The sequence below is a fragment of the Bradyrhizobium sp. AZCC 1588 genome (assembly GCF_036924735.1).
Classification (GTDB): domain Bacteria; phylum Pseudomonadota; class Alphaproteobacteria; order Rhizobiales; family Xanthobacteraceae; genus Bradyrhizobium.
Genome location: NZ_JAZHSC010000001.1, coordinates 4,519,330 through 4,539,869 on the forward strand (window position 1 = coordinate 4,519,330; position 20,540 = coordinate 4,539,869).

The 20,540-nt window shown below is 62.2% G+C and carries 21 protein-coding genes and 1 tRNA gene; 9 read left to right on the forward strand and 13 right to left on the reverse strand.

Features of this window, described 5'->3' with window-relative positions:
• Positions 1-49: 49 nt before the first annotated feature.
• From V1277_RS21235 to msrA, 3 genes are all read right to left on the reverse strand, one after another.
• Positions 50-214, reverse strand: a complete 165-nt coding sequence (locus tag V1277_RS21235; RefSeq protein ID WP_065743452.1) for a DUF3309 family protein — start codon at positions 212-214, stop codon at positions 50-52.
• 156 nt (positions 215-370) lie between these two features.
• Positions 371-781: a peptide-methionine (R)-S-oxide reductase MsrB gene (gene msrB / locus V1277_RS21240; protein ID WP_334370060.1), complete on the reverse strand. Its 411-nt coding sequence runs from the start codon at positions 779-781 to the stop codon at positions 371-373.
• Positions 782-790: 9 nt separating this feature from the next.
• Complete coding sequence (gene msrA / locus V1277_RS21245; protein WP_334417958.1) at positions 791-1,510, reverse strand: peptide-methionine (S)-S-oxide reductase MsrA; 720 nt, start codon at positions 1,508-1,510, stop codon at positions 791-793.
• 258 nt (positions 1,511-1,768) lie between these two features.
• Between msrA and V1277_RS21250 the strand changes: the two genes are divergently transcribed.
• Entirely contained in the window at positions 1,769-3,460 is a 1,692-nt protein-coding gene (locus tag V1277_RS21250; RefSeq protein ID WP_334417959.1) for a caspase family protein, read from the forward strand.
• A gap of 104 nt (positions 3,461-3,564) precedes the next feature.
• Here V1277_RS21250 and V1277_RS21255 read toward each other — a convergent pair whose 3' ends face one another.
• Positions 3,565-4,680, reverse strand: coding sequence for an ATP-dependent DNA helicase (locus V1277_RS21255; RefSeq protein WP_334417960.1), 1,116 nt, complete (start codon positions 4,678-4,680; stop codon positions 3,565-3,567).
• A gap of 199 nt (positions 4,681-4,879) precedes the next feature.
• Between V1277_RS21255 and V1277_RS21260 the strand changes: the two genes are divergently transcribed.
• Both V1277_RS21260 and V1277_RS21265 read left to right on the forward strand, forming a co-directional pair.
• Positions 4,880-6,088, forward strand: coding sequence for an LLM class flavin-dependent oxidoreductase (locus V1277_RS21260; protein WP_334417961.1), 1,209 nt, complete (start codon positions 4,880-4,882; stop codon positions 6,086-6,088).
• A gap of 65 nt (positions 6,089-6,153) precedes the next feature.
• Complete coding sequence (locus V1277_RS21265) at positions 6,154-6,309, forward strand: hypothetical protein (RefSeq protein ID WP_334417962.1); 156 nt, start codon at positions 6,154-6,156, stop codon at positions 6,307-6,309.
• Between the two features lie 113 nt (positions 6,310-6,422).
• Here V1277_RS21265 and flbD read toward each other — a convergent pair whose 3' ends face one another.
• From flbD to V1277_RS21305, 8 genes are all read right to left on the reverse strand, one after another.
• On the reverse strand, positions 6,423-7,802 hold the full coding sequence (gene flbD, locus V1277_RS21270; protein WP_334417963.1) for a sigma-54-dependent transcriptional regulator FlbD: 1,380 nt from the start codon (positions 7,800-7,802) through the stop codon (positions 6,423-6,425).
• Positions 7,803-7,855: 53 nt separating this feature from the next.
• A complete protein-coding gene (gene fliN / locus V1277_RS21275; RefSeq protein WP_057847186.1) occupies positions 7,856-8,206 on the reverse strand; it encodes a flagellar motor switch protein FliN in 351 nt (116 codons plus the stop codon).
• Positions 8,207-8,246: 40 nt separating this feature from the next.
• The gene (locus V1277_RS21280; protein WP_334417964.1) at positions 8,247-8,873 is read right to left on the reverse strand and encodes a FliH/SctL family protein; all 627 of its coding nucleotides are present in this window, start codon (positions 8,871-8,873) and stop codon (positions 8,247-8,249) included.
• Positions 8,873-9,958 (reverse strand): flagellar motor switch protein FliG, encoded by a 1,086-nt coding sequence (gene fliG, locus V1277_RS21285; protein ID WP_028349460.1) that lies wholly within the window; start codon positions 9,956-9,958, stop codon positions 8,873-8,875. The genes V1277_RS21280 and fliG overlap by 1 nt, the downstream gene beginning before the upstream one ends.
• 1 nt (position 9,959) lies before the next feature.
• Entirely contained in the window at positions 9,960-11,585 is a 1,626-nt protein-coding gene (fliF, locus tag V1277_RS21290; protein ID WP_334417965.1) for a flagellar basal-body MS-ring/collar protein FliF, read from the reverse strand.
• Between the two features lie 169 nt (positions 11,586-11,754).
• Positions 11,755-12,030, reverse strand: a complete 276-nt coding sequence (gene sciP / locus V1277_RS21295; RefSeq protein WP_002714638.1) for a CtrA inhibitor SciP — start codon at positions 12,028-12,030, stop codon at positions 11,755-11,757.
• A gap of 205 nt (positions 12,031-12,235) precedes the next feature.
• Complete coding sequence (locus tag V1277_RS21300) at positions 12,236-12,931, reverse strand: flagellar hook assembly protein FlgD (protein WP_334417966.1); 696 nt, start codon at positions 12,929-12,931, stop codon at positions 12,236-12,238.
• A gap of 10 nt (positions 12,932-12,941) precedes the next feature.
• A complete protein-coding gene (locus V1277_RS21305) occupies positions 12,942-14,660 on the reverse strand; it encodes a flagellar hook-length control protein FliK (protein WP_334417967.1) in 1,719 nt (572 codons plus the stop codon).
• 345 nt (positions 14,661-15,005) lie between these two features.
• Between V1277_RS21305 and mnmA the strand changes: the two genes are divergently transcribed.
• The 6 genes from mnmA (at position 15,006) to V1277_RS21335 (ending at position 19,183) form a co-directional block, all read left to right on the forward strand.
• The gene (gene mnmA / locus V1277_RS21310) at positions 15,006-16,205 is read left to right on the forward strand and encodes a tRNA 2-thiouridine(34) synthase MnmA (protein ID WP_334417968.1); all 1,200 of its coding nucleotides are present in this window, start codon (positions 15,006-15,008) and stop codon (positions 16,203-16,205) included.
• Positions 16,206-16,226: 21 nt separating this feature from the next.
• The gene (locus V1277_RS21315; RefSeq protein ID WP_334417969.1) at positions 16,227-16,865 is read left to right on the forward strand and encodes a class I SAM-dependent methyltransferase; all 639 of its coding nucleotides are present in this window, start codon (positions 16,227-16,229) and stop codon (positions 16,863-16,865) included.
• A gap of 92 nt (positions 16,866-16,957) precedes the next feature.
• Entirely contained in the window at positions 16,958-17,341 is a 384-nt protein-coding gene (locus V1277_RS21320; RefSeq protein WP_334417970.1) for a hypothetical protein, read from the forward strand.
• A 116-nt stretch (positions 17,342-17,457) separates the two neighbouring features.
• A tRNA-Met gene (locus V1277_RS21325) sits at positions 17,458-17,534 on the forward strand.
• A gap of 139 nt (positions 17,535-17,673) precedes the next feature.
• Positions 17,674-18,324: a P-loop NTPase fold protein gene (locus tag V1277_RS21330; protein ID WP_334417971.1), complete on the forward strand. Its 651-nt coding sequence runs from the start codon at positions 17,674-17,676 to the stop codon at positions 18,322-18,324.
• A complete protein-coding gene (locus V1277_RS21335; protein ID WP_334417972.1) occupies positions 18,221-19,183 on the forward strand; it encodes a KAP family P-loop NTPase fold protein in 963 nt (320 codons plus the stop codon). The genes V1277_RS21330 and V1277_RS21335 overlap by 104 nt, the downstream gene beginning before the upstream one ends.
• Before the next feature lie 454 nt (positions 19,184-19,637).
• On the opposite strand, the gene V1277_RS21340 is transcribed toward V1277_RS21335, so the two are convergent.
• Positions 19,638-19,934 (reverse strand): hypothetical protein, encoded by a 297-nt coding sequence (locus V1277_RS21340; RefSeq protein WP_334417973.1) that lies wholly within the window; start codon positions 19,932-19,934, stop codon positions 19,638-19,640.
• Positions 19,935-20,540 lie beyond the last annotated feature (606 nt).

The window sequence follows — 20,540 nt, forward strand, 5'->3', positions numbered from 1 at the left end:
GCTGCGGGATCCATAAATTAAATCAAGTTATTTCAATGGGTTCCCCGACTTACAGCTTGCCGAGCAGGAGCAGGATCAGAAGCACGATTAAAATCACGCCACCGAGCCCCATCGCGGAATGGCCCCTACCATAGCCGTAGCCGCCGAAACGGCCGGAAAAGCCGCCCAGCAGGAAAATAATCAGAATAATGATGAGTATCGTTCCAAGCGACATCGCACGCTCCCCCGAGGCCCGCGGGCACGCGGAAAATGGCGCCCCGCGGCCTGGATCAAAGCATATTCCGGGCCGCACGTCCTTGGTCGATCCGCCGAAGTGGAGAGGCGCGCGGGATGCGGCTTCTTCGTCTCGTCGATCGGAATGGATCGGAGCTTATTTCGGCTGCAGCTTAAGCGCCGCCGAGTTGATGCAGTAACGCAGGCCGGTCGGGCCGGGGCCGTCGTTGAAGACGTGGCCGAGATGGCCGTTGCATTTCGAGCACAACACTTCGGTGCGGATCATGCCGTGGCTGAAATCGCGCTCCTCATCGATATGGCTGTCCACCGCAGGCCGCGTAAAGCTCGGCCAGCCGCATCCGGAATCGAACTTGGCATCGGATTCGAACAGCATCTGGCCGCAGCCGGCGCAGGTATAGGTGCCGTTGCGGTGCTCGTGCTCATACTCGCCCGAGAACGGCCGCTCGGTCGCCTTCTCGCGCAGCACGGCGTACTGCATCGGCGTCAATTCCTTGCGCCATTCGGCCTCGCTCTTGACGACCTTGCCGGATGTCTTGGTATCGGACATTTGCCCTCCTCAATTGGTAGCCTTCGCGTTGCGCACCAGCGTCGGCTGCTCGACATAGCTCTCCGCAAAGATCTTCTTCAGGTTCTCGATCTTCGGGATGTCGTTGAAGACAATATAGGGCTGGTTCGGGTGCAGCGTCAGGTAGTCCTGGTGATAGTCTTCCGCCGGGTAGAACGCCTGCAGCGGGCCGACCTTGGTCGCGATCGGCTTCTTGTAGACCTTGGCGGCGTTGAGCTGGGCGATATAGGCTTCCGCCACTTTCTTCTGATCGTCATTGGTGGTGAAGATCGCCGAGCGATATTGCGTGCCGATGTCCGGGCCCTGGCGGTTCAATTGCGTCGGGTCGTGTACGACGGAGAAGAAGATCTGCAGGATCTTGCCGTAGCTGATCTTCTTCGGATCGTATTTGATCTCAACCGCCTCGGCGTGTCCCGTCGTGCCGGTGCCTATCATGGTGTAGTTCGCGGTCATCTTGCTGCCGCCGGAATAGCCGCTCACCGCGTTGAGCACGCCGGCGGTGTGCTGGTACACGCCCTGCACGCCCCAGAAGCAGCCGCCGGCGATCACGGCGGTCTGGATGCCGTCGGCAGCCTGAACGTCGACGGCCGGGGCCGGAATCACGACGGCCTCTTCCGAGGCGCGCGAAGGCGAGGCGGCGAAGGCAGCGATGGCCAGCGTGCCGATGGCGGCAGCGGCGAACGACAGGCGGCTGAAATGGCGAGGGGACATGGTTTCCTCTTTCGGCGTTGGTTGGGGCAGTCTAGAGCGGGACCGGCGTTCTGCAATCGGCTCAATTCTCGCCGATGCCCATGATACGGCGCTGGCTGCGGATTGTTACGGCGTGCGCCACACGAGTTCGTGAATAGGGCCATCTACGCAAGTATTTGGAGGGGTGATCTCGATCACTTGACCAGTGCGGGCCTGCCTTTCCACAATGAATCGGTGGTCGCGCCGTGACCAAAATCCATGCGCCGGAGCGTTCCGCTGATGTTGCGGCACTTGTTGCTGGGTCTCGTCTTGCTTGTCGCCGCCGGTCCCGCGCGGGCCGCGGGCGATGTCGAGACCTGCCGAAATAACGCGGCGGAACCGGCAGCCCGGCTCGCAGCCTGCGAAAGCGTGATTGCCGACGAGAAGATCACGGGGACCTCCAGGGCAGCCGCCTTCTGGTATCGCGGCGATGCCCTGGTGAAGAAGCGCGATTACGATGGCGCGATCGCGGCGTTCACCGCCTCCCACGAGATCGCGCCGCAGAATATCAACGTCATCAACGCACGCGGCATTGCCCACAGCCACAAGGGCGACGACGAGCGCGCGCTCGCCGACTACGATCTGTGCCTGCAGTTGCGCCCGAGCTTCGGCAGTGCCTACAACAACCGCGGCGTCATCTTCATGCGCCGGGGAGAGCTGCAGCGTGCGCTCGATGAGTTCAACCTGGCGGTCAAACATATCTTCAATGACCAGAGCCGCTATCTGCACCACTACAACCGGGGCCGCGTGCAAGGATTGATGAAGCTGTACGACGCCTCGCTCGCCGACTATGCCGAGGCGCAAAAGGTCAATCCGGACGGTCCGCACGTTCCGGGCTACCGGTGCGTTACCTACGCCAGCATGGGCAGGTTCGATGACGCGCTCGCTGACTGCAATGCGGCGCTGGCCAAGTCGCCGAACAACGTTTACGCGCTGACCAGCCGCGGCAATGCCTATCTCGGCAAGGGCAATCTCGACGCCGCCCTCAGCGATTACAACCAGGTGCTCAAGATCAATCCGAACTACGTCCGCGCCTATGTCGGCCGCGGGCAGCTTTTCGAGAAACGCCGCAACCTTGCCGCCGCACGCGCCGACTATCGCTCGGCAGCCAACGCCGTCGCGGCAAGACGCGAGGATATCGATACTACGCTTGCGCGCGGTATCGCCAAGGAGCGGCTGGAAGCCCTGCTGGGCACCGCCGCGCCGTCGACGCCACAACTGGCGGGGCCGCGCAAGGTCGCGCTGATCGTCGGCAACGGCGCTTACAAAAATGTCGCCCCGCTGGATAATCCGCCGCGCGACGCCAAACTGATCGCATCGACCTTTCGCGAACTCGGCTTTGCCACGGTGACGCTGGCACCCGATCTCACCCGCGACAAATTCTTCGCCGCCCTGCACCAGTTCGGCCTGGAGGCCGAAAAGGCGGATTGGGCCGTCGTCTATTATGCCGGTCACGGCATGGAGATCGGCGGCGTGAATTATCTGATCCCGGTCGACGCCAGGCTGAAGGCCGACAGTGACGCGGAGACGCAGGCGGTCGCGCTCGAGCAGGTGATCGCCGCGGTCGCCGGCGCGCGAAAACTGCGACTGGTGATGCTCGATGCCTGCCGCGACAATCCCTTCGAAAAGTCCATGCAGCGGACGATTTCGCTAAAACTGGTCAACCGCGGCTTCTCCAACATCGAGCCGGAAGCCGGCTTCATGGTGGTCTACGCCGCCAAGCATGGCGAGACCGCGCTTGACGGCGATTCCCTCAACAGCCCGTTCGCCACGGTGCTCGCGCGCGTCATCAAGGAGCCGAAGATCGAGGTGCGCAAGCTGTTCGACATCGTCCGCGATGACGTCTGGATGGCGACCAACCGCACGCAGCAGCCGTTCACCTACGGCTCATTGCCGGGACGCGAGGATTTCTACTTCGTGGCGGGGAAATAGGTCGCTGCCGTCATTGCGAGGAGCGAAGCGACGAAGCAATCCAGACTGACTCCGCGGTGAGATTCTGGATTGCTTCGCTTCGCTCGCAATGACGGAAGAGACCGTCACACCACCACACTCAGCCTTTTCGCCGCGCGCGTGATGCCGGTGTACAGCCATCTCGCCCTACTGTCCTGAAACGCAAAACTCTCGTCGAACAGCACGACGTCGTCCCATTGCGAGCCCTGCGACTTGTGCACGGTGAGGACGTAGCCATAGTCGAACTCGTCGTAGGGTTTGCGCTGCTCCCACGGGATCGCCTCAATGCCGCCCTGGAAGCAATCATGGCGTACTGAAACCTTGGTGACCTTATGGCCGAACTCTTCGTCGGGCGACAGCCGCATGGTCAGGATCTGCGATTTCGATCGCGGCTGGGTGCGCGACTTCACGCGCCACAGTCCGCCGTTGAACAGGCCCTTCTTGCGGTTGTTGCGCAGGCACACCAGCTTGTCGCCAGCGACCGGCAGGGGATCCTCGATGCTCTGCTTCTGCCGTATCCGCATGTTGTAGGCGCGGCGGGTATTGTTGCGGCCGACCAGCACCTGGTCGGCGCTCATGACGCGGTCGGGATCGAGCTCGCTGCGCGGCACCACTTCACTCTCGCCGTGGCGGCCGATTTCGAGCTCGCGGCCCTCGCGGATGTCCATCGACATCCTCACGATCGGATCGTCCTGGGCCTGGCGATGCACCTCCGTCAACATCGCGTCGGGCTCGCAATTGGTGAAGAAGCCGCCGCCCTGGATCGGCGGCAACTGCGCGGGATCGCCGAGCACGAGCAGTGGACAGTCGAACGACATCAGGTCGCGGCCGAGTTCGGCGTCGACCATCGAACATTCGTCGATCACAATCAGCTTTGCCTTCGAAGCCGGTGCGTCGTCCCACAACTCAAAGCTCGGCTGCTCGACGCCGGATTCCTTGGCGCGATAGATCAGCGAGTGGATGGTGGAGGCGTTGTCGCAACCCTTGTTGCGCATCACAAGCGCCGCCTTGCCGGTGAACGCGGCATATTTCACCTCGCCGTCGACGCCCTCGGCGATGTGCCGCGCCAGCGTGGTCTTGCCGGTGCCGGCATAGCCGAACAGGCGAAACACCGGCGGCGTGCCGTTGCGGCCCGGCTTTGCCTTCAGCCAGTCGGCAACGGCCTTCAGCGCGGAATCCTGATGCGGCGTAAAAATCGTCATGGGGTCCAGATGGAGAGAAGAGCGGGCGGAAGGCCGCGACTCAACGGACTGTAAAGCTAACCATTCGCGCGTTCCATGCAAGACAACTTCCGTGACACGGAATTGTCCCTTCAAGACCAAGGCTAGACTTGCGATTTGCGGAGCATACACTGCCCCGAAAACAACAAACGGTCTTGAACAAACGGTCCTGGGAGGCGTCATGAACTTCGGCATTTTTTACGAGCTGCAACTGCCGCGCCCCTGGGAAGAGGGCGACGAACTTCGGCTCTACCAAAATGCGCTGACGCAACTCGAGACCGCCGACCGGCTCGGCTATGACTACGCCTGGGTGGTCGAACATCATTTCCTGGAAGAATATTCGCACTCGCCCGCGCCGGAATCCTTTCTCGCCGCCGCCAGCCAGCGCACCAAAAACATCCGACTTGGCCACGGCATTTTCCAGCTCACGACCAACCATCCCGCGCGCGTCGCCGAGCGGGTCGCGGTGCTTGATTTGCTCAGCAACGGCCGCTGCGAATTCGGCATGGGCGAGAGTGCCTCCATCACCGAACTGACGCCGTTCGGCCGCGACATGGAGACCAAGCGCGAGGTGTTCGAGGAGGCGGTTCAGGCGATCTTCCCGATGTTCACCAAGGTCGGCACCGAGCATCACGGCAAGTATTTCGACATCCCCCTGCGCAATGTGGTGCCGAAGCCGGTGCAGAAGCCGCATCCGCCGCTGTGGATGGCGTGCTCGCAGCTCCCGACCATTGAGCGCGCCGGCCAGAACGGTTTCGGCGCGCTCGGCTTCCAGTTCGTCAGCGCTGAAGCGGCGCATGCCTGGGTGCATGCCTATTACAATGCGATCACCAAGCGGCTGAAGAAACTCGCGGACTACGAGATCAATCCGAACATGGCGCTGGTGTCGTTCTTCATGTGCGCCAGGACCGATGAGGAGGCCCGGGCCCGCGCCGATGGCGCCACCTTCTTCCAGTTCGCGCTGCGTTACTACGGCGCCTCGCAGAACCGCCAGCGTCCCGACCCCGGCACCGTCAACATGTGGGACGAGTACAACAAATGGAAGCGTGAAAATCCCGAGGCGCAGGAGGCGGCGCTGCGCGGCGGCCTGATCGGGTCGCCGGAAACCATCCGCAAAAAGCTAAGACGTTTCCGCTCATCCCACATCGACCAGGTGATCCTGCTCAATCAGGCGGGCAAGAATACCCATGAGCACATCTGCGAGTCGCTGGAACTGTTCGCCAAAGAGGTGATGCCCGAATTCCAGAACGACCCCGAACACGACGCCTGGAAGCAGGGCGTGATAAGCGGGGCGATCCAGCTCGAGGAGATCGACACCGAGGCCTTTACGGATCGCTACGGCAAGCTCGCGATCAATGTCGCGCCGGCGCAGAAAGTGGCGGCGGGTTAGAGGCTGGGCCGGTACCGCGCGCTATGTTAGCCTCGGCCGATGACTCAACGCGGTACGGCGATCTGATGAAGCGATTGGCTATTTGGGTTTTCTACGGCATCGGCGCGCTCGCGATCGCCTATCTCGCGCTGTATGCCTATGCTGTTTTCACCGGGCACGACCTGCAGCCCGGCGACCCCATCCACATTTTCCGTAAGCCCGACGCGCCGAGTTATTCGTAGATGCCGTCATTCCGGGGCGATGCGCAGCATCGAACCCGGAATCTCGAGATTCCGGGTCTGGTCCTTCGGACCATCCCGGAATGACAGAGACGCGATCATCGTCGCTTTGCGCTTTACCCCGCCACGACAAACCGCTGACTGTCGCCGGAGCCGGCCGGTGTAATCGGTATGCCGCCGTCGGCATATTCGTTCAGCTTGTTGCGCAGCGTGCGGATCGAGATGCCGAGGATGTTGGCGGCATGGGTGCGATTGCCGAGGCAGTGCTTCAGCGTCTCCAGGATCAGGTCGCGCTCCACGTCCGCGACGGTGCGGCCGACGAGAGCCCGGGTCACCTGTTCGGCGGCAAAGGTGGCGTGGGCCACGGCGGGCGCGGTTTTGGCGAGGTCGAGGCGGTCGCCATCGGGGGTCAGGATGGCCTCAGGTCCAATCTCGTCCCCTTGCGCCATCAGCACTGAACGGTGGATGGTGTTTTCCAGCTCGCGAACGTTGCCCTGCCAGCGGTTTGATGTCAGCACCCGCCGCGCATCGGCGGAAATGGGCCGCAGCGGCACGCCGTTGGCGTCGGCGTATTTCTTGGCAAAGTGCTGCGCCAGCTCGAGGATGTCGGCCGGACGGTCGCGTAAGGGCGGGATCTTCAGGTTGACGACGTTGAGGCGGAACAGCAGATCCTCGCGGAAGGTGCCTTCGCGCACGGCGTCTGCGAGGTTGCGGTTCGAGGTCGCGATGATGCGGATGTCGACCGGCACCGGCTTGGTGCCGCCGACGCGGTCGATCACGCGTTCCTGGATCGCGCGCAACAGTTTGGATTGCAGCCGCACGTCCATTTCCGAGATTTCATCGAGCAGCAGCGTACCGCCAGTGGCTTCCTCGAACTTGCCGACGCGGCGGGCGACCGCGCCGGTGAAGGCGCCCTTCTCGTGGCCGAACAGTTCGGATTCCAGCAGGTGTTCGGGAATTGCCGCGCAATTGATCGAGATGAACGGCCGCTTGGCGCGGGTCGAGCGGGTGTGGACATAACGCGCCAGCACTTCCTTGCCGGTTCCGGATTCGCCAGTGATCATCACGGAGGCGTCGGAGCCCGCGATCTGCTGCGCCAGCTTGATCACCTTGCCCATCGCTTCATCGCGATAGACCAGATCGCGCGAATCATTGGCGACGGCAGCAAGCACGGCGGCGATCAGTTCCGGATCCGGCGGCAGCGGGATGTATTCCTTGGCGCCGGCGCGGATCGCGGCGACCGCGGCGCGGGCATCGTTGGAGATGCCGCAGGCCACGATCGGCACGTGAATATGTTCGGCTTCCAGCCGCATCACCAGGTCGCGGATGTCGAGGGCGACGTCGACCAGCAGCAGGTCGGCACCCTTGCCGCCGCGCAGCACGGCCATCGCCTGTTCGGTCCCCTCGGCATGGGTCACCGAAGCTCCGTTTTCCATCGCGATCTTGGTGGCGGTCGTGAGCTGGCCCTTCAATGTGCCAACGATGAGAAGCCGCATGTCTGTCTCCTGTCCGTCTGTTCGCGCCTCACGCGCGCGTATTGTCAAAATTGTTAGTTGCGTTCTGCCTTGATGATTTCCGTCATGGTCACGCCGAGCTTGTCTTCGACCAGCACGACTTCGCCACGCGCCACCAGGCGGTTGTTGACGTAAATGTCGATGGCTTCGCCGACGCGGCGGTCGAGTTCGAGCACGGTGCCGGGTCCGAGCTTCAACAGCTCGCCGACGTCCATCTTGGAGCGGCCGAGCACGGCCGAGACCTGCACGGGCACGTCGAATACGGCCTCGAGGTCGGCTGCGATGCGCGAGGCCTGTTCGTCCTCGTTGTAGGCGAGATCGTCAACCGGCGGCGCGTCCGCGGCGTTGAGATCGGGTAGTGGTACCTGTGCGTCGGTGTCACTCATGGTTCAGTCCTCATGGCCTTTGGTTCAGTCCTCATGGCCTTCACATTGCGGCCTGATCGTGGGACGCCAGATAGCGCCCGACGAGTTCGCTGATCTTCGCTTCGATGGCCGCGCGTTCCAGCACGACGCCGCCGTCGGCCCATTCGATCCGGCAGTCGCCGGTAGCGATGCCGGGCTCAGCCAGGATCACCAGCCGGCCCTCGAAGCCGCTTTGGGCCGCCTGGCGTTCGATCTTCTCACGGGCGGCCTCGTAGAGCTGGTCGTTGATGCGGACGACGAGATGCGGGGTAGCGACCAGATGCGAGAAGCAGTCGCTGACCAGCGCCATGATCTCGCCGAGCGGTTCGCGGGCGATCAGTTCGCTACACAGCTTGCGTGCCACCGCGACCGCGACATCGACGGCCTCGGTTTCCATCCTGGCCTCGATGCCGGAGACACGTGTGGCGATGCCCTTGATGGCGATGCCGATCTCTTCCAGCGCCAGCGCCGAGCGGCGGTCGCTCTCGACTTTGGCCTCGTGCTGGGCTGCCTCGTAGCCGGCGCGGTAGGCACGTGCCTCGGCCTCCGCGACCTTCTGCGCGATCTCGGCGGCCGTGGCGGCACGCTCGCGCGTCCTGTCGGGCGCTGCGAAGTCGGTGTCGAACAGGAATTTTGCGGGCGCGGCCATCAGTACACCAATTCGTCGTCGGCGCGGTTCTTGGTCAGGGTGATTTCGCCCCTGGCGGCCATGTCCTTGGCGAGGTTGACAAGCAGCGCCTGCGCCTCGTCGACATCGCGCAGCCGCACCGGTCCCATCGCGGCCATGTCGTCCAGCAGCATCTTGCCGGCGCGCGAGGACATGTTGCCGAGGAAGAAGGCGCGCACCTCTTCATTGGCGCTCTTGAGCGCGATGCCGAGCTTGTCCTTGTCGACGTTGCGCATCAGCGTCTGGGCCGAGGCGGAATCGAGCTTGATCAGGTCGTCGAAGGTGAACATCAGCGCCTTGATGCGCTCGGCGGATTCGCGGTTTTCCTCTTCCAGCGAGGTGATGAAGCGAGTCTCGGTCTGGCGGTCGAAATTGTTGAAGATTTCGGCCATCACCTCGTGGGCGTCGCGGCGGCGGGTCTGCGACAGGTTGGACATGAATTCGGTGCGCAGCGTCTGCTCGACGCGCTCGATGACTTCCTTCTGGACGGCTTCCATCTTCAGCATGCGGCCGACCACATCGAGCGCGAGGTCCTCGGGCAGGATCGCCAGCACGCGCGCGGCGTGCTCGGGCTTCAGCTTCGACAGCACCACCGCGATGGTCTGCGGGTATTCGTTCTTGAGGTAGTTGGCGAGCACCTCCTCCTGCACGTTGGAGAGCTTCTCCCACATGTTGCGGCCGGCGGGGCCGCGAATTTCATCCATGATGCCGCTGACGCGCTCAGAGGGCAGATATTGTTGCAACAGCCGTTCGGTGGCGTCGAAGGTGCCCATCAGGGCGCCGGAGGCCGACATCCGCGAGACGAATTCGAGCAACAGGTCTTCCACGACATCGGCCTCGACGGTGCCGAGCGTCGACATGTGGATCGACAGTTCGCGCACCTCGTCGTCGTCGAGCAGAGACCACACCTTGCCGCCATATTGCTCGCCCAGCGCCAGCATCAGGATGGCGGCGCGCTTCGGGCCGCTCAACGGCTTGCCTTTGGGCCGGTTGCTCTGACGGCTCGCCAGCGCCGAGATGACGGTGGTGATGTCGTTGGCGTTTGAGGTTTGCGGTACGGCGGCCATGTCAGCTCTCGGCGGGTTCGCTCAGCCATTGGCGAACAATGGAGGCGGTCTCGTTCGGATTTCGTTCGGCCAGTTCGCCGACCCTGTGCACGGCCTGGGCGTGGACCTGGCCCTGGACCTGCGCGACGTCGATCAACTGAGCGGTGCCGCTAGTGCCGGCAATCAAGGCCTGATTGGGCCCGAGTTCTCCGTTTGGACCGCTGCCCTCGATCAATGCGGGCGTCGGTTCGGTCAGCGCGGGAACGACTTCGGCAGCCAGGATGCGCTTGACCAGCGGGCGGATCACCAGGAACAGCACCACGAGGCCGAGCAGCATCATGACGCCGAGCTCGATGACGTACATGACGTCATCCTTGGTGAATTGCAGCATACCCAGGAGCCCGCCCGGCTCGACGACCGGTGGAACGGAGGGCGCTTCGGCAAAGCGGAGATTGACGACCTCGACCTGATCGCCACGCTTCTGGTCGAAGCCGATTGCCGAGCGCACCAGCGTGGCGATGCGGTCGAGCTGCTCCTTGCTGCGGTCCTGATAGACCATTTCGCCTTTTTCGTTCTTGGTGTAGGCGCCGTCGACCAGCACCGCGACCGAGATCCGGTTGACCCGTCCGGCCTCGGTGACCTCGGTCTTGGTGGTGCGGGAAATCTCGTAGTTGTTGGTCTCCTCGCTCTTCTTGCTCTGGTCGCGGGCCGCCGGCGTGGTGTTAGTTTGATTGCCGGGCAGTTCGTTGTTGACCGTTACCTGGCCGTTGTTCTCGGCAGTGAGGGAAGATTCCTCGCGGGTCTGGGTGGAGCGCAGTACGCGGCCCTCGGGATCGAACTTGTCGGAAGTCTGGGTGACCTTGTTGTAGTCGAAGTCGGCGGTGAGCTGGACGCGGGCGCGGCCCTGGCCAACCACCGAGGAGACGATCGCCTCGACTTCGTTGCGCATGCGCTTCTCGAAGGCGGTGCGGCGCTCGTCGCCGACGGCGATCTCGGGGTCCTTGCTGGCGCCGTCGGCCAGCAACCGGCCGGCTTCGTCGACGATCGACACCCGCTGCGGCTTTAGTCCGTTGACGGCGGAGGCAACGACGTGACGGATGGCACGGATCTGCTGGGGTTCGAGGCTGCCGCGCACCCGCACTACGATCGAAGCCGACGGCTCCGGCGCCTCGCGGGCGAACAACGGCCGTTCCGGCATCACCAGATGGACGCGGGCGGCCTGGATGCGGTCGATGGCGCGGATGGTGCGGGCGAGTTCGCCCTCCAGCGCGCGCAGATGATTGATGTTCTGGACGAAGCTCGTGGTGCCGAGGGCGTCGGACTTGTCGAAAATCTCGTAGCCGACGCCGCCGCCCTTGGGCAGGTTGCTTTCGGCCAGCTTCATCCGCAGCCGCGTGACCTTGTCCTTCGGCACCATGATGACCGCGCCTTCGTTGCGCAGCTCGAAGGGAATCGCCTGGCGCTCCAGATCCTTGATGATGCCGGAGGAATCTTCGGTGGAGAGGTCGGTGAACAGGGTGGTCATCTGCGGCGTGGTGACGCGCATGATGACGAAGGCGAAGAAGCCGATCAGCGCGGTCGTCACCGCAACCATGGCCATCAGTCGCGCTGCGCCCAGGCCTTTCAGGAAAGCAACGAGACTTTGCACCAACCGCCCCCAGGGATTCGGCCCGAGGGACCGACTGGGCAATTATTGCCTAGGGGATGGTTTCCATATGGTTAACAACCTTTAAGGCGGCCGCGAATAGTTCCGGCATGAAAAAAACCGGCTTCGTAAAACGAAGCCGGTTTTCATCAAATCTTTCGGTTCGCCAGAGTTACTGGCGATATTGCTGGATCCGGGTGGTCCGCAGGCCTGCCAGGCCATGCTGGTCGATGGAAAACTGCCAGGACAGGAATTCGTCGACGGTCAGCGTATAACGGCTGCAGGCTTCCTCGAGGGAGAGCAGGCCGCCACGGACCGCGGCGACGACTTCGGCCTTGCGGCGGATCACCCAACGTTTGGTTCCGGGCGCGGGCAGGTCAGCAATTGTTAACGGACTGCCGTCAGGCCCGATGACGTATTTCACCCTCGGGCGATGGGGTTCTGTCATGGTGTACTCACAAACTCTCAACCACTGAACTCACCATGGTAACCTACGCCCCTCGGCTTAAAATTTGCCTAAGCCTGCGGCTTCAATACGAATCTCCTTGAAAATGATCGAAATGGCTCCGGCCCGGTTCCCTGTGACGCTTTTGCGTACAATCAGGGATTGCCGGGCCGGGAGCGGCGGATCAACCGAGGCGAGTGGGCCGGGCTTAGCTGGAAGAGCTCGGACGGACCACGCGCTTGATTTTGTCGGTGGTGTAGCTCTGGCCGCCGATCGACAGCAGCGGCGGGGAGGCGCTGAGATCGACTGAATCGACGATGCCCTGGACTTCGGTGGAAATCGCGACGTTGTTGCCCGAACTGTCCTTGCCCGTGGCGGTCAAGGTGTAAGTGCCGGCCGGCCACTGCACGCCGTCATTGCCCTTGCCGTCCCAGACAAAACTGGAGCCGCCTTTCTTCAGCGTATAGTTGCCTGTATAGGCCGTCTGTCCCGCCGAATTGGTGATCGTGATCGTCGCGCTGGTGTCTTTCTCGGAATTGAAATTCCAGGTCGCAGATTTGTCGAACTGCGCCTTGCTGCCGTCGACGGCGACCGTGTTGCCGACATAGACCAGCGCCTGCGTCGCCTGGGCGCTCTTTTCGATCTCCACCAGCGCCTTCAACTGTTCGTTCGACTTGAGCTGCTGCTCGATGCCGGCGAACTGCACGAGCTGCTGGGTGAACTGATTGGTGTCGAGCGGATCGAGCGGGTTCTGGTGCTGCAACTGCGTGGTCAGCAGCGTCAGGAAGGTCTGGAAATTATCCGCGATTCCCGTCGTCTTCTCCGACGCGGTTTTGTTGCTCGTCGCGGTGCCGGTCCCCGGCGCCGAAACGACGGTCGTCGGCATGGTTGCATCGACTGCCATGGCGATCTCCTTAAACCCTGATATCGACGCCGCCGCTCGAACCGAGCATGCGACCATAGCTGCGGCCGGCGACCACGGCCGGAACGTTGTCTTCTTCGCCCACCACCAGGCGGTGGGCGTTGGGGTTGGATTGGTTGCCGTCGTTCTGGCCCTGCGAAGACTGGTCGCGCAGGCTGAACTGCAGGCCGCCGTTGCCGGTCGAGAGGCCGGCGTTGTCGAGTGCGCGCTGCAACTGGTTGGCGTCCTGACGCAGCATCGACAGCGTTTCCGGCCGTTCGACGGTCAGATGCGACGTCACCTGGCCGTGGCGATCGACATCGATGCGGACGTCGATGCGGCCGAGTTCAGCGGGATCGAGCCGGATTTCGAAGCGGGTCTTGCCGCTCTTGGCGGACGCGGCGATTTCCATCGCAAGCCCGCTCACCGGCACTGCCCCGCTTGTGGCTGCCGTGGCGGTGAGTTGGGTAGCGGCAGCCGCCGTCGTGGTGGGAGCGGCCGGTTGCTGCGTCTGGATCGCACCAGGAGCCTGCAGGCCGTTGCCGGACGCGTTGACCGGCGTCTGGCCGACGACATCTGGGGCCGCAAAATGTGTGTTGGTGTTGGCGGCCGACGGCACGATGGAATTGCCTGATGCGTCGGCCTTCACGGCCTCGGCGATGCCATTCTCGGACTTAAGCTTGCCTGCGGCTTCGGTCGGCGGCGTGACGGCAGGCACGACGGTATCAGCGGCAGGTGCTGCGGGTGCGGTAGTGGTCGTGGTCCCGGCGGTGTTTTCCGGCGTGACCGCCGTCGTCGCGCTTTTCCTGGCGAGATCGGGGTTCTTGAGCGGCACGGCCGATTTGGTGGCGGCGGGTGTCGCTGCAACCACGGCGGCGGCCTGAGCGATGCCGGTTGTGACCGGCGGGTCGACGGATGTGGCCTGGGCGCTGACGGCCTGGCCGATGCCCTGCGCGTTGGTCTTGGTACCGTCCCCTTGCGCAGCGTTCGCGGTCGTGGAGGCGGTCGCTTCGGCGCTTTCACCGGCGAGACTGGCTGGCGCAGTCTCGGCGGCGAGCGAAGCGGAGGCTGCGATCGCAGCCGCCGCGATGGCAAGCGGCGCGGTCGCCTTATCGGTCGCGGGTGCGGCGGAAGCCGTCGTCGCCGGCGGCGTTGCGGCAGCAGGGATGGCGGCGGCAATCGCGTCGGCCGTTACCACGGCCGTTGCATCCTGCGCCAGTTCGGTCTGATCGGTCGCGGGTGAGGCGTCTCCGGAAGAAACCTGCGTCGCTTCGTCGGAGGACGCCTTCTCGGACTTCGGTGCGTCGGACTTCGATTTGGCGCGGCCGGTCTTTGCGGACTTAGTCTCGGCATCGGCGTTGGTGTCGGTGTCGACCTTGCCGTCGTCGCGTGTCTTGCCGTCCCTTATCTTGTCGTCCCGTGTCTTGTCGTCGCGCATCTTGGCCGCGGCGTCGCGATTATTCGAATCGGTGCGCGCGGCCTTGTCGGCCTTGTCGGATGCGGCGGCGCTGTCGCGCGAACGGTTGTCGGAAGCTGATTGCGCGTCGTCGGAGCGGCGCGGGGAGGGCGCTGCGTCCTGCGCGCGGTCGTTGTGGCTCGCGGCCGTGTTACTGTCGACCAGCGCCGCGAAGCTGTCGTTCCCGGCCGGCGGATCGGAATCCGGCCGGGCGGACCTCGCCGCCGCGCTCTGGAAAGATGCATTTGCCGATACTTCTGACGTGACACTAACCACGGTAACCCTCGCGCTGAGCTCTCGGCTACCATTCAGCAAGGACCGGGCCAGCCGCTGTGGTAAAAAATATCAAGTTATTTCAAATACTTAAAAAGATGACGTCCGGATCCCGGAGCGTGACCACGGCCGCCTTTTCTGCCCGGCGGCAAGATTTGCCGTCCTGGACAAGCTCCAAAATGGGGATCGGCTGATTGCTTCACGGGAATACGGCCTATATTAAAGAGCGGCGTCCGATCCGGCCCGGTATGGCCGAATTGCGCCTTAAGGCCTTATGCATAAAGGCTTTTTAAACCCTGGCCGCGAACCGCGATGGAGCGTTCGCGATTGAAGTCGATGACCCCTGGCATGCGAAACAGTTTGGATCTCGAAGGCCGTCCGCAGGACACACGGATCGTGGTCGCCATGTCCGGCGGCGTCGATTCCTCGGTGACGGCTGCCTTGCTGAAGTCCGAAGGCTATGACGTGGTCGGGATCACGCTGCAGCTTTACGACCATGGCGCTGCCACCCATCGCAAGGGGGCCTGCTGCGCGGGACGGGACATCCACGACGCCCGCAACGTGGCGGAGCGAATCGGCATTCCGCATTACGTGCTCGACTACGAGAGCCGCTTCCGCGAATCCGTGATCGACAATTTCGCCGACAGCTACGCGCTCGGCGAAACGCCGGTGCCCTGCATCGAGTGCAACCGCTCGATCAAGTTTCGCGATCTCTTGGCGACCGCGCGTGAGCTCGGCGCGCAGGCGCTCGCGACCGGACACTATGTCGCCTCGCGCCGCCTTGCCGACGGATCGCGCGCACTGGTCTGCGCCGCGGATTCCGATCGCGACCAGAGCTATTTCCTGTTCGCGACCACGCGCGAGCAGCTCGATTACTTACGCTTTCCGCTCGGCGACATGACCAAGCCGCAGACGCGCGAGCTGGCGCGGCGCTTCGGCCTCGAAGTCGCCGAAAAGCAGGACAGCCAGGATATCTGCTTCGTGCCGACCGGGCGCTACACCGACATTATCGGCCGCCTCAAGCCCGGCGCAATCGAGCCCGGCGACATCGTCGATCTCGAGGGCCATACAATCGGCCGCCATCAAGGGATCGTTCATTTCACCGTCGGCCAGCGCAAGGGACTGGGCATTGCAGCCGGCGCGCCGCTCTATGTCGTCAAGCTCGATGCCACCAGCCGCCGCGTCGTGGTGGGGCCGCGCGAGGCGTTGCGGATGGATCGCATCCTGCTGCGTGACGTCAATTGGATCGGCGACGGGCTGCTCGACCGCGTCATCGGCGACGGCATCGAGATGTTCGTGCGCGTGCGATCGACGCGCGCGCCGCAGCCGGCCTGGTTGCGCGCGGTCGATGGCGGTTATGAGGTCGAACTCGTTGCCGGCGAAGAGGGCGTATCGCCCGGCCAGGCCTGCGTGTTCTACGATGCGCCTGCGGGACAGGCGCGCGTGCTCGGCGGCGGATTCATCAAGAGCGCGACCGCACGCCATCCGGTGACGAGGGGAGGGGCGCAGGAAAAGGCCGCGCCGCTCGCCGAGGTGATGCGCACTTAAGAAAAAATCGGGGCAGAGGGAATGGCTGGGGACATCGACCGCGAGGGGGTCGAAAAAGCTTATGGGCGCTGGGCGCCGGTCTACGATCTGGTTTTCGGCAAGGTGTTCGACGAGGGCCGCCGATCGACCATTGCGGCGGCCGACAAAATCGGCGGACGTGTTCTCGACGTCGGCGTCGGTACCGGGCTGTCGCTGTCTGAATACTCGCGCAACACGAAATTGTGCGGCGTCGACATTTCCGAGCCGATGCTGCGGCGGGCGCTCAAGCGCGTGCGCGAGTTCGGCCTGACCAATGTCGAAGCGCTAGCGGTGATGGACGCCAAGAACCTGGCGTTTCCGGATTCGTTTTTCGATGCGGTGGTGGCGCAATATGTCATCACGGCGGTGCCGGATCCGGAACGCACGCTGGATGATTTCATCCGCGTGCTGAAACCGGGCGGCGAGCTCATTCTGGTCAATCACATCGGCGCCGAAACCGGTCCGCGCCGCGCGTTCGAACTGGCGTTCGCGCCACTGGCGCGGCGGCTGGGCTGGCGGCCGGAATTTCCGTGGGAACGCCTGACCAACTGGGCCGCCAAACATGGCGGCGTCACCTTGACCGAGCGGCGGCCGATGCCGCCGATGGGACATTTTTCGCTGATCCGTTTTCGGAAATCGTGAAGCGCATAGCGTTTTCGCTCAAGAAAACGCGTCAAACAAAAAAGCGGCGAACCAACTGCGGAACCTCCGCGCGCGCGGACCGTTTTCCCGACATGGCAATGCACCGGGCACTTCTTCTTTCATGTGTGTTGATGACGGCTACGAGTATGGCGGGCGCTCAGGCCCCGCCCAGCCCGGCGACGCCGCCCGCCCAGACCGCACCGCCATCGCCCGACCGCGCCGCCGCCAATTGCGCCCCGATGCAGCCGGCGCCGAATTCCGGCGCGACGGTTCCGGAAGGAAAGGCGCGGGAAGGAACGACCACCGGTCAGCGGACCGAGCCGCTCGGCGACAAATTGGCCCGCTCGGAGGGCGTATTGTGTCCGCCCCCGGGCGTTGATCCCGAAATCCATGCGCCCACGCCGGAAGATGGCAAGACGCCGGTGATTCCGCCGCCCGGCAGCCCCGGCGGCGACCCGTCAATCCGGCCGAAATAGCGCAATTTTGCAGATGCCTGGCCGGACGGCTCGCTTTGCTTGACAGGTCATCGACCCGCTCCTTATATGCCGCGCGTTCGCGACCGCGGCATTGCCTGCCGCCACCGCGATGCCGTGGCGGGGTAGCTCAGCTGGTTAGAGCACGGGAATCATAATCCTGGGGTCGGGGGTTCGAGTCCCTCTCCCGCTACCAGACAAGTGTTTGATCTGACGTCAAATTTTTAGCTCTCGTCGCTTAGAGCGGATTCATGTCGCGCTTGTTGCGAGAAAATGTCGTTGATTATCAATCATTCCTGTCGACTGGCGGCGAGTAGGCGCGACATGATCGCGACATGGTCACGCAGCCTGCTACCACAGAGGTAGCGAATTCCAATCAACAGATCTGGGCTCAGGATCGCCTCGGGCGAGCCGAGGATGCTTCGTTCTTGCGAGCGTTTTTACTCGGCCGAATTCGCGAACGAGAGGAAGCAGGACTGCCCGCGTCCTATGTTTTGAATATCGACGCGGAGTGGGGGCGAGGAAAGTCATTCTTTCTTTCAAGATTCGGCAAACAGCTTGCGGCCGAAGGTTTTATCGTTGCCCACGTGAATGCGTGGCAGGACGATCACGCCGAGGACCCATTACTGTCGGTAATGGATGCGATCGACCAAGCGGTAGCTCCGCTCGTCAAAAAGGAAAAGCGAGCCCGGGACCGATGGGAGGCAGCTAAGCGAACCGGTGGTGCACTAGCGGTTGCCGCGGCAAAGGGCGCAACGGTCCATCTAGCGAGAAAAGTACTTGGATCCGGAATCGACGAAATTGGCTCGATCCTAAAAACAGGTGTGCCAGAAGGCGCCGAAAAGAGTGTTGAGGACATATCAAAGAAACTTGGCGACATCGTTGACGAGCAGGGTAAGAACCTTTTGGCAACCTTCCGGGGAAGCCAAGAGGACAATCGCAACATTCAGGCGGAACCTTGGCGCGTTTCTCGAGGTCCTATCTAGCAAGAACCAGCCTCTACCCTTGTTTGTATTTGTCGACGAACTTGATCGTTGCCGTCCGCCTTTTGCCATCGCAATGCTTGAGCGGATGAAACACCTGTTCGATATCGATCAGGTCGTCTTTGTCGTCGCAACTGATACGGTCCAATTGAGCCATTCCGTCGGCGCAGTTTACGGAAGTGGGTTCAATAGTGAAGGCTATCTAGCCCGGTTCTTCAATCGCACCTATCATTTCGATCGTGTGTCGAACAGAGAGTTTATCGGGGAGCTTTTACAGCGACAGCCTATCGCGGAGTCGAAAGTATCGTTGCCGCCTCAGATAGATTTGGAATCGTATTTGACCGGAGGTTTCGATTTCTTTGGACTTCCTCCTCGGGATATTGAGCAAGTTTACGACATCTTGCGGAGTTTCGTCACTGCGTGGACTGGCAAGGCAAAAGTTGAGATGGCCTTTCTTTATCCTATTGTAGTGGCTCATCAACAAAAAGTAGCGCTGTCGCTCGATGGTAACTTCACTAGCCACCTTAATCGGATAATGCAAAGATTCATGAAGTCTGAGGTGCCCTGGAAGATTCAGTTTGGGCGTGAGTCTCAATACGGTGAGAAAGCCGAATACGTGTCAGGCATTGCTTTGGCCGGCGATTTCGCCGCTCATATTCAGCGTGGGCTAAATGACCTCAATCACGAAGCAACCGCTCGGCATCAGCGTTGGATTGTTCAACGACTTTCTGAGGAGTTCGCAGCCGTGCATTCGAGTACATTTTGGCCGGGCACAAAAATACAGTCCGTGCTGTGGCAATATCCTGATATGGTGAGGAGTGCAGGAAGGTTGGTGTCTGAGCCTACCAAGAGGCAAAGTTAGACAAGCAAATGGCACCGCTGGGGCTGCCTCAGCGGCGGCTCTAACGCGCAATACGCACACGCAGTGCGTGTAGAAATGTCGGTAGTGCACCATTGCCGGCGTAGGGTCTGAGCAGCGATCATTTTGCGGACCAGCGTGCCGAGTTCAGGATGCTTAGCAACTATGTCCCGTATTTCCTGCTGCTCTCGTTCCCATGCCGCTGATGCGTTCATTTGAGAGGTTGAAGGTACACGAAAGCCGCGCATCCCAGACTGAAAAGCCTCTCTCCCGCCGAAGCGCATTCCCAAGTTCGTAGGAGGATCATTTGCCATTCTGGACGTCCATTCGAAGCACGAATAGAGCTTGAAAACTTGGCCCAAACGCGGACGGGACGATAGACCGCATTATAAAAAATCCTGGGGTCAGGAGTTCGAGTCCCTTCCCCGCTACCAATTCTGCCCTTTAGCCGAAGCTCTCAGGATCGAGAGAGGTAGCGCGGCAGTTCGCGCTCGAATTCGGAAAAGTAACGGGAGATCACGGTGATGTCGAAACGCCGCAGGATCGATTCCTGAGGCTCGCGATCAAGCAGGAATTGGAATGCTGTCTCGATGCAACGCTCGGGCGTGTGCGTGCCCATCGCTAGCCGTTCGCAAGTCTCTCTTGCCATCGTGACGTGATGGCGAGTCTCGCCGTTTCCCACACCGACGGTGACCTCGAATTCAAGTGGATCGCCTTCGCCGGTTCGCTCGACCTTGATCACAGCTCGGTTCAATTCGGTTGTCTTGATAGATCCATCCTAACACGGATGGTTCAAAGAAAGTTGCGAAGGCTCGCCGCAAGTTTCATTTAACGCCGCTACGAACCAATCGTAGTGAAGCCGACCGCACGGCAGATCACGTTGGAAGCCATGTGAGATTTTCGGTGGCGAGGCGATCGATCGTCGGCGGTTTGCCGGCATTTGGGATGAGTTCCTTATCCACGGTGGGCTCGAGTGGAACTGTCGGCGCGGCAGATTGTTGGGCCCACAATTGCCGCGAGGGTCTGAGCGCCTCTCACAGGAGCTGACGGCGAGCTAAAACGCCCCGGCGTCTGACGTCAGAACCGCGGTGAGGCGATGACAAGCTATGGAAGCGGAAATGGCTCATGGAAGTGTACCACGGTTCGGCAACGCGCAGGCGATCGCTCGTTTTGGCGACTTTCAATTGTCAAAGGGATTTTGTGTGCAATCGCGACGAGGGGCGGCGTTACAGCAGGCCCATAGATAGTCTGCGCGATGATGGAGTAGTGCCGCTGATTTGCCCGACGCGTCAAGTGCTCGCGGGATCGCTCAAGGTATCATGCCGGGGCTATTGCTACTTTGCATGGGGTTGTTTTCCAT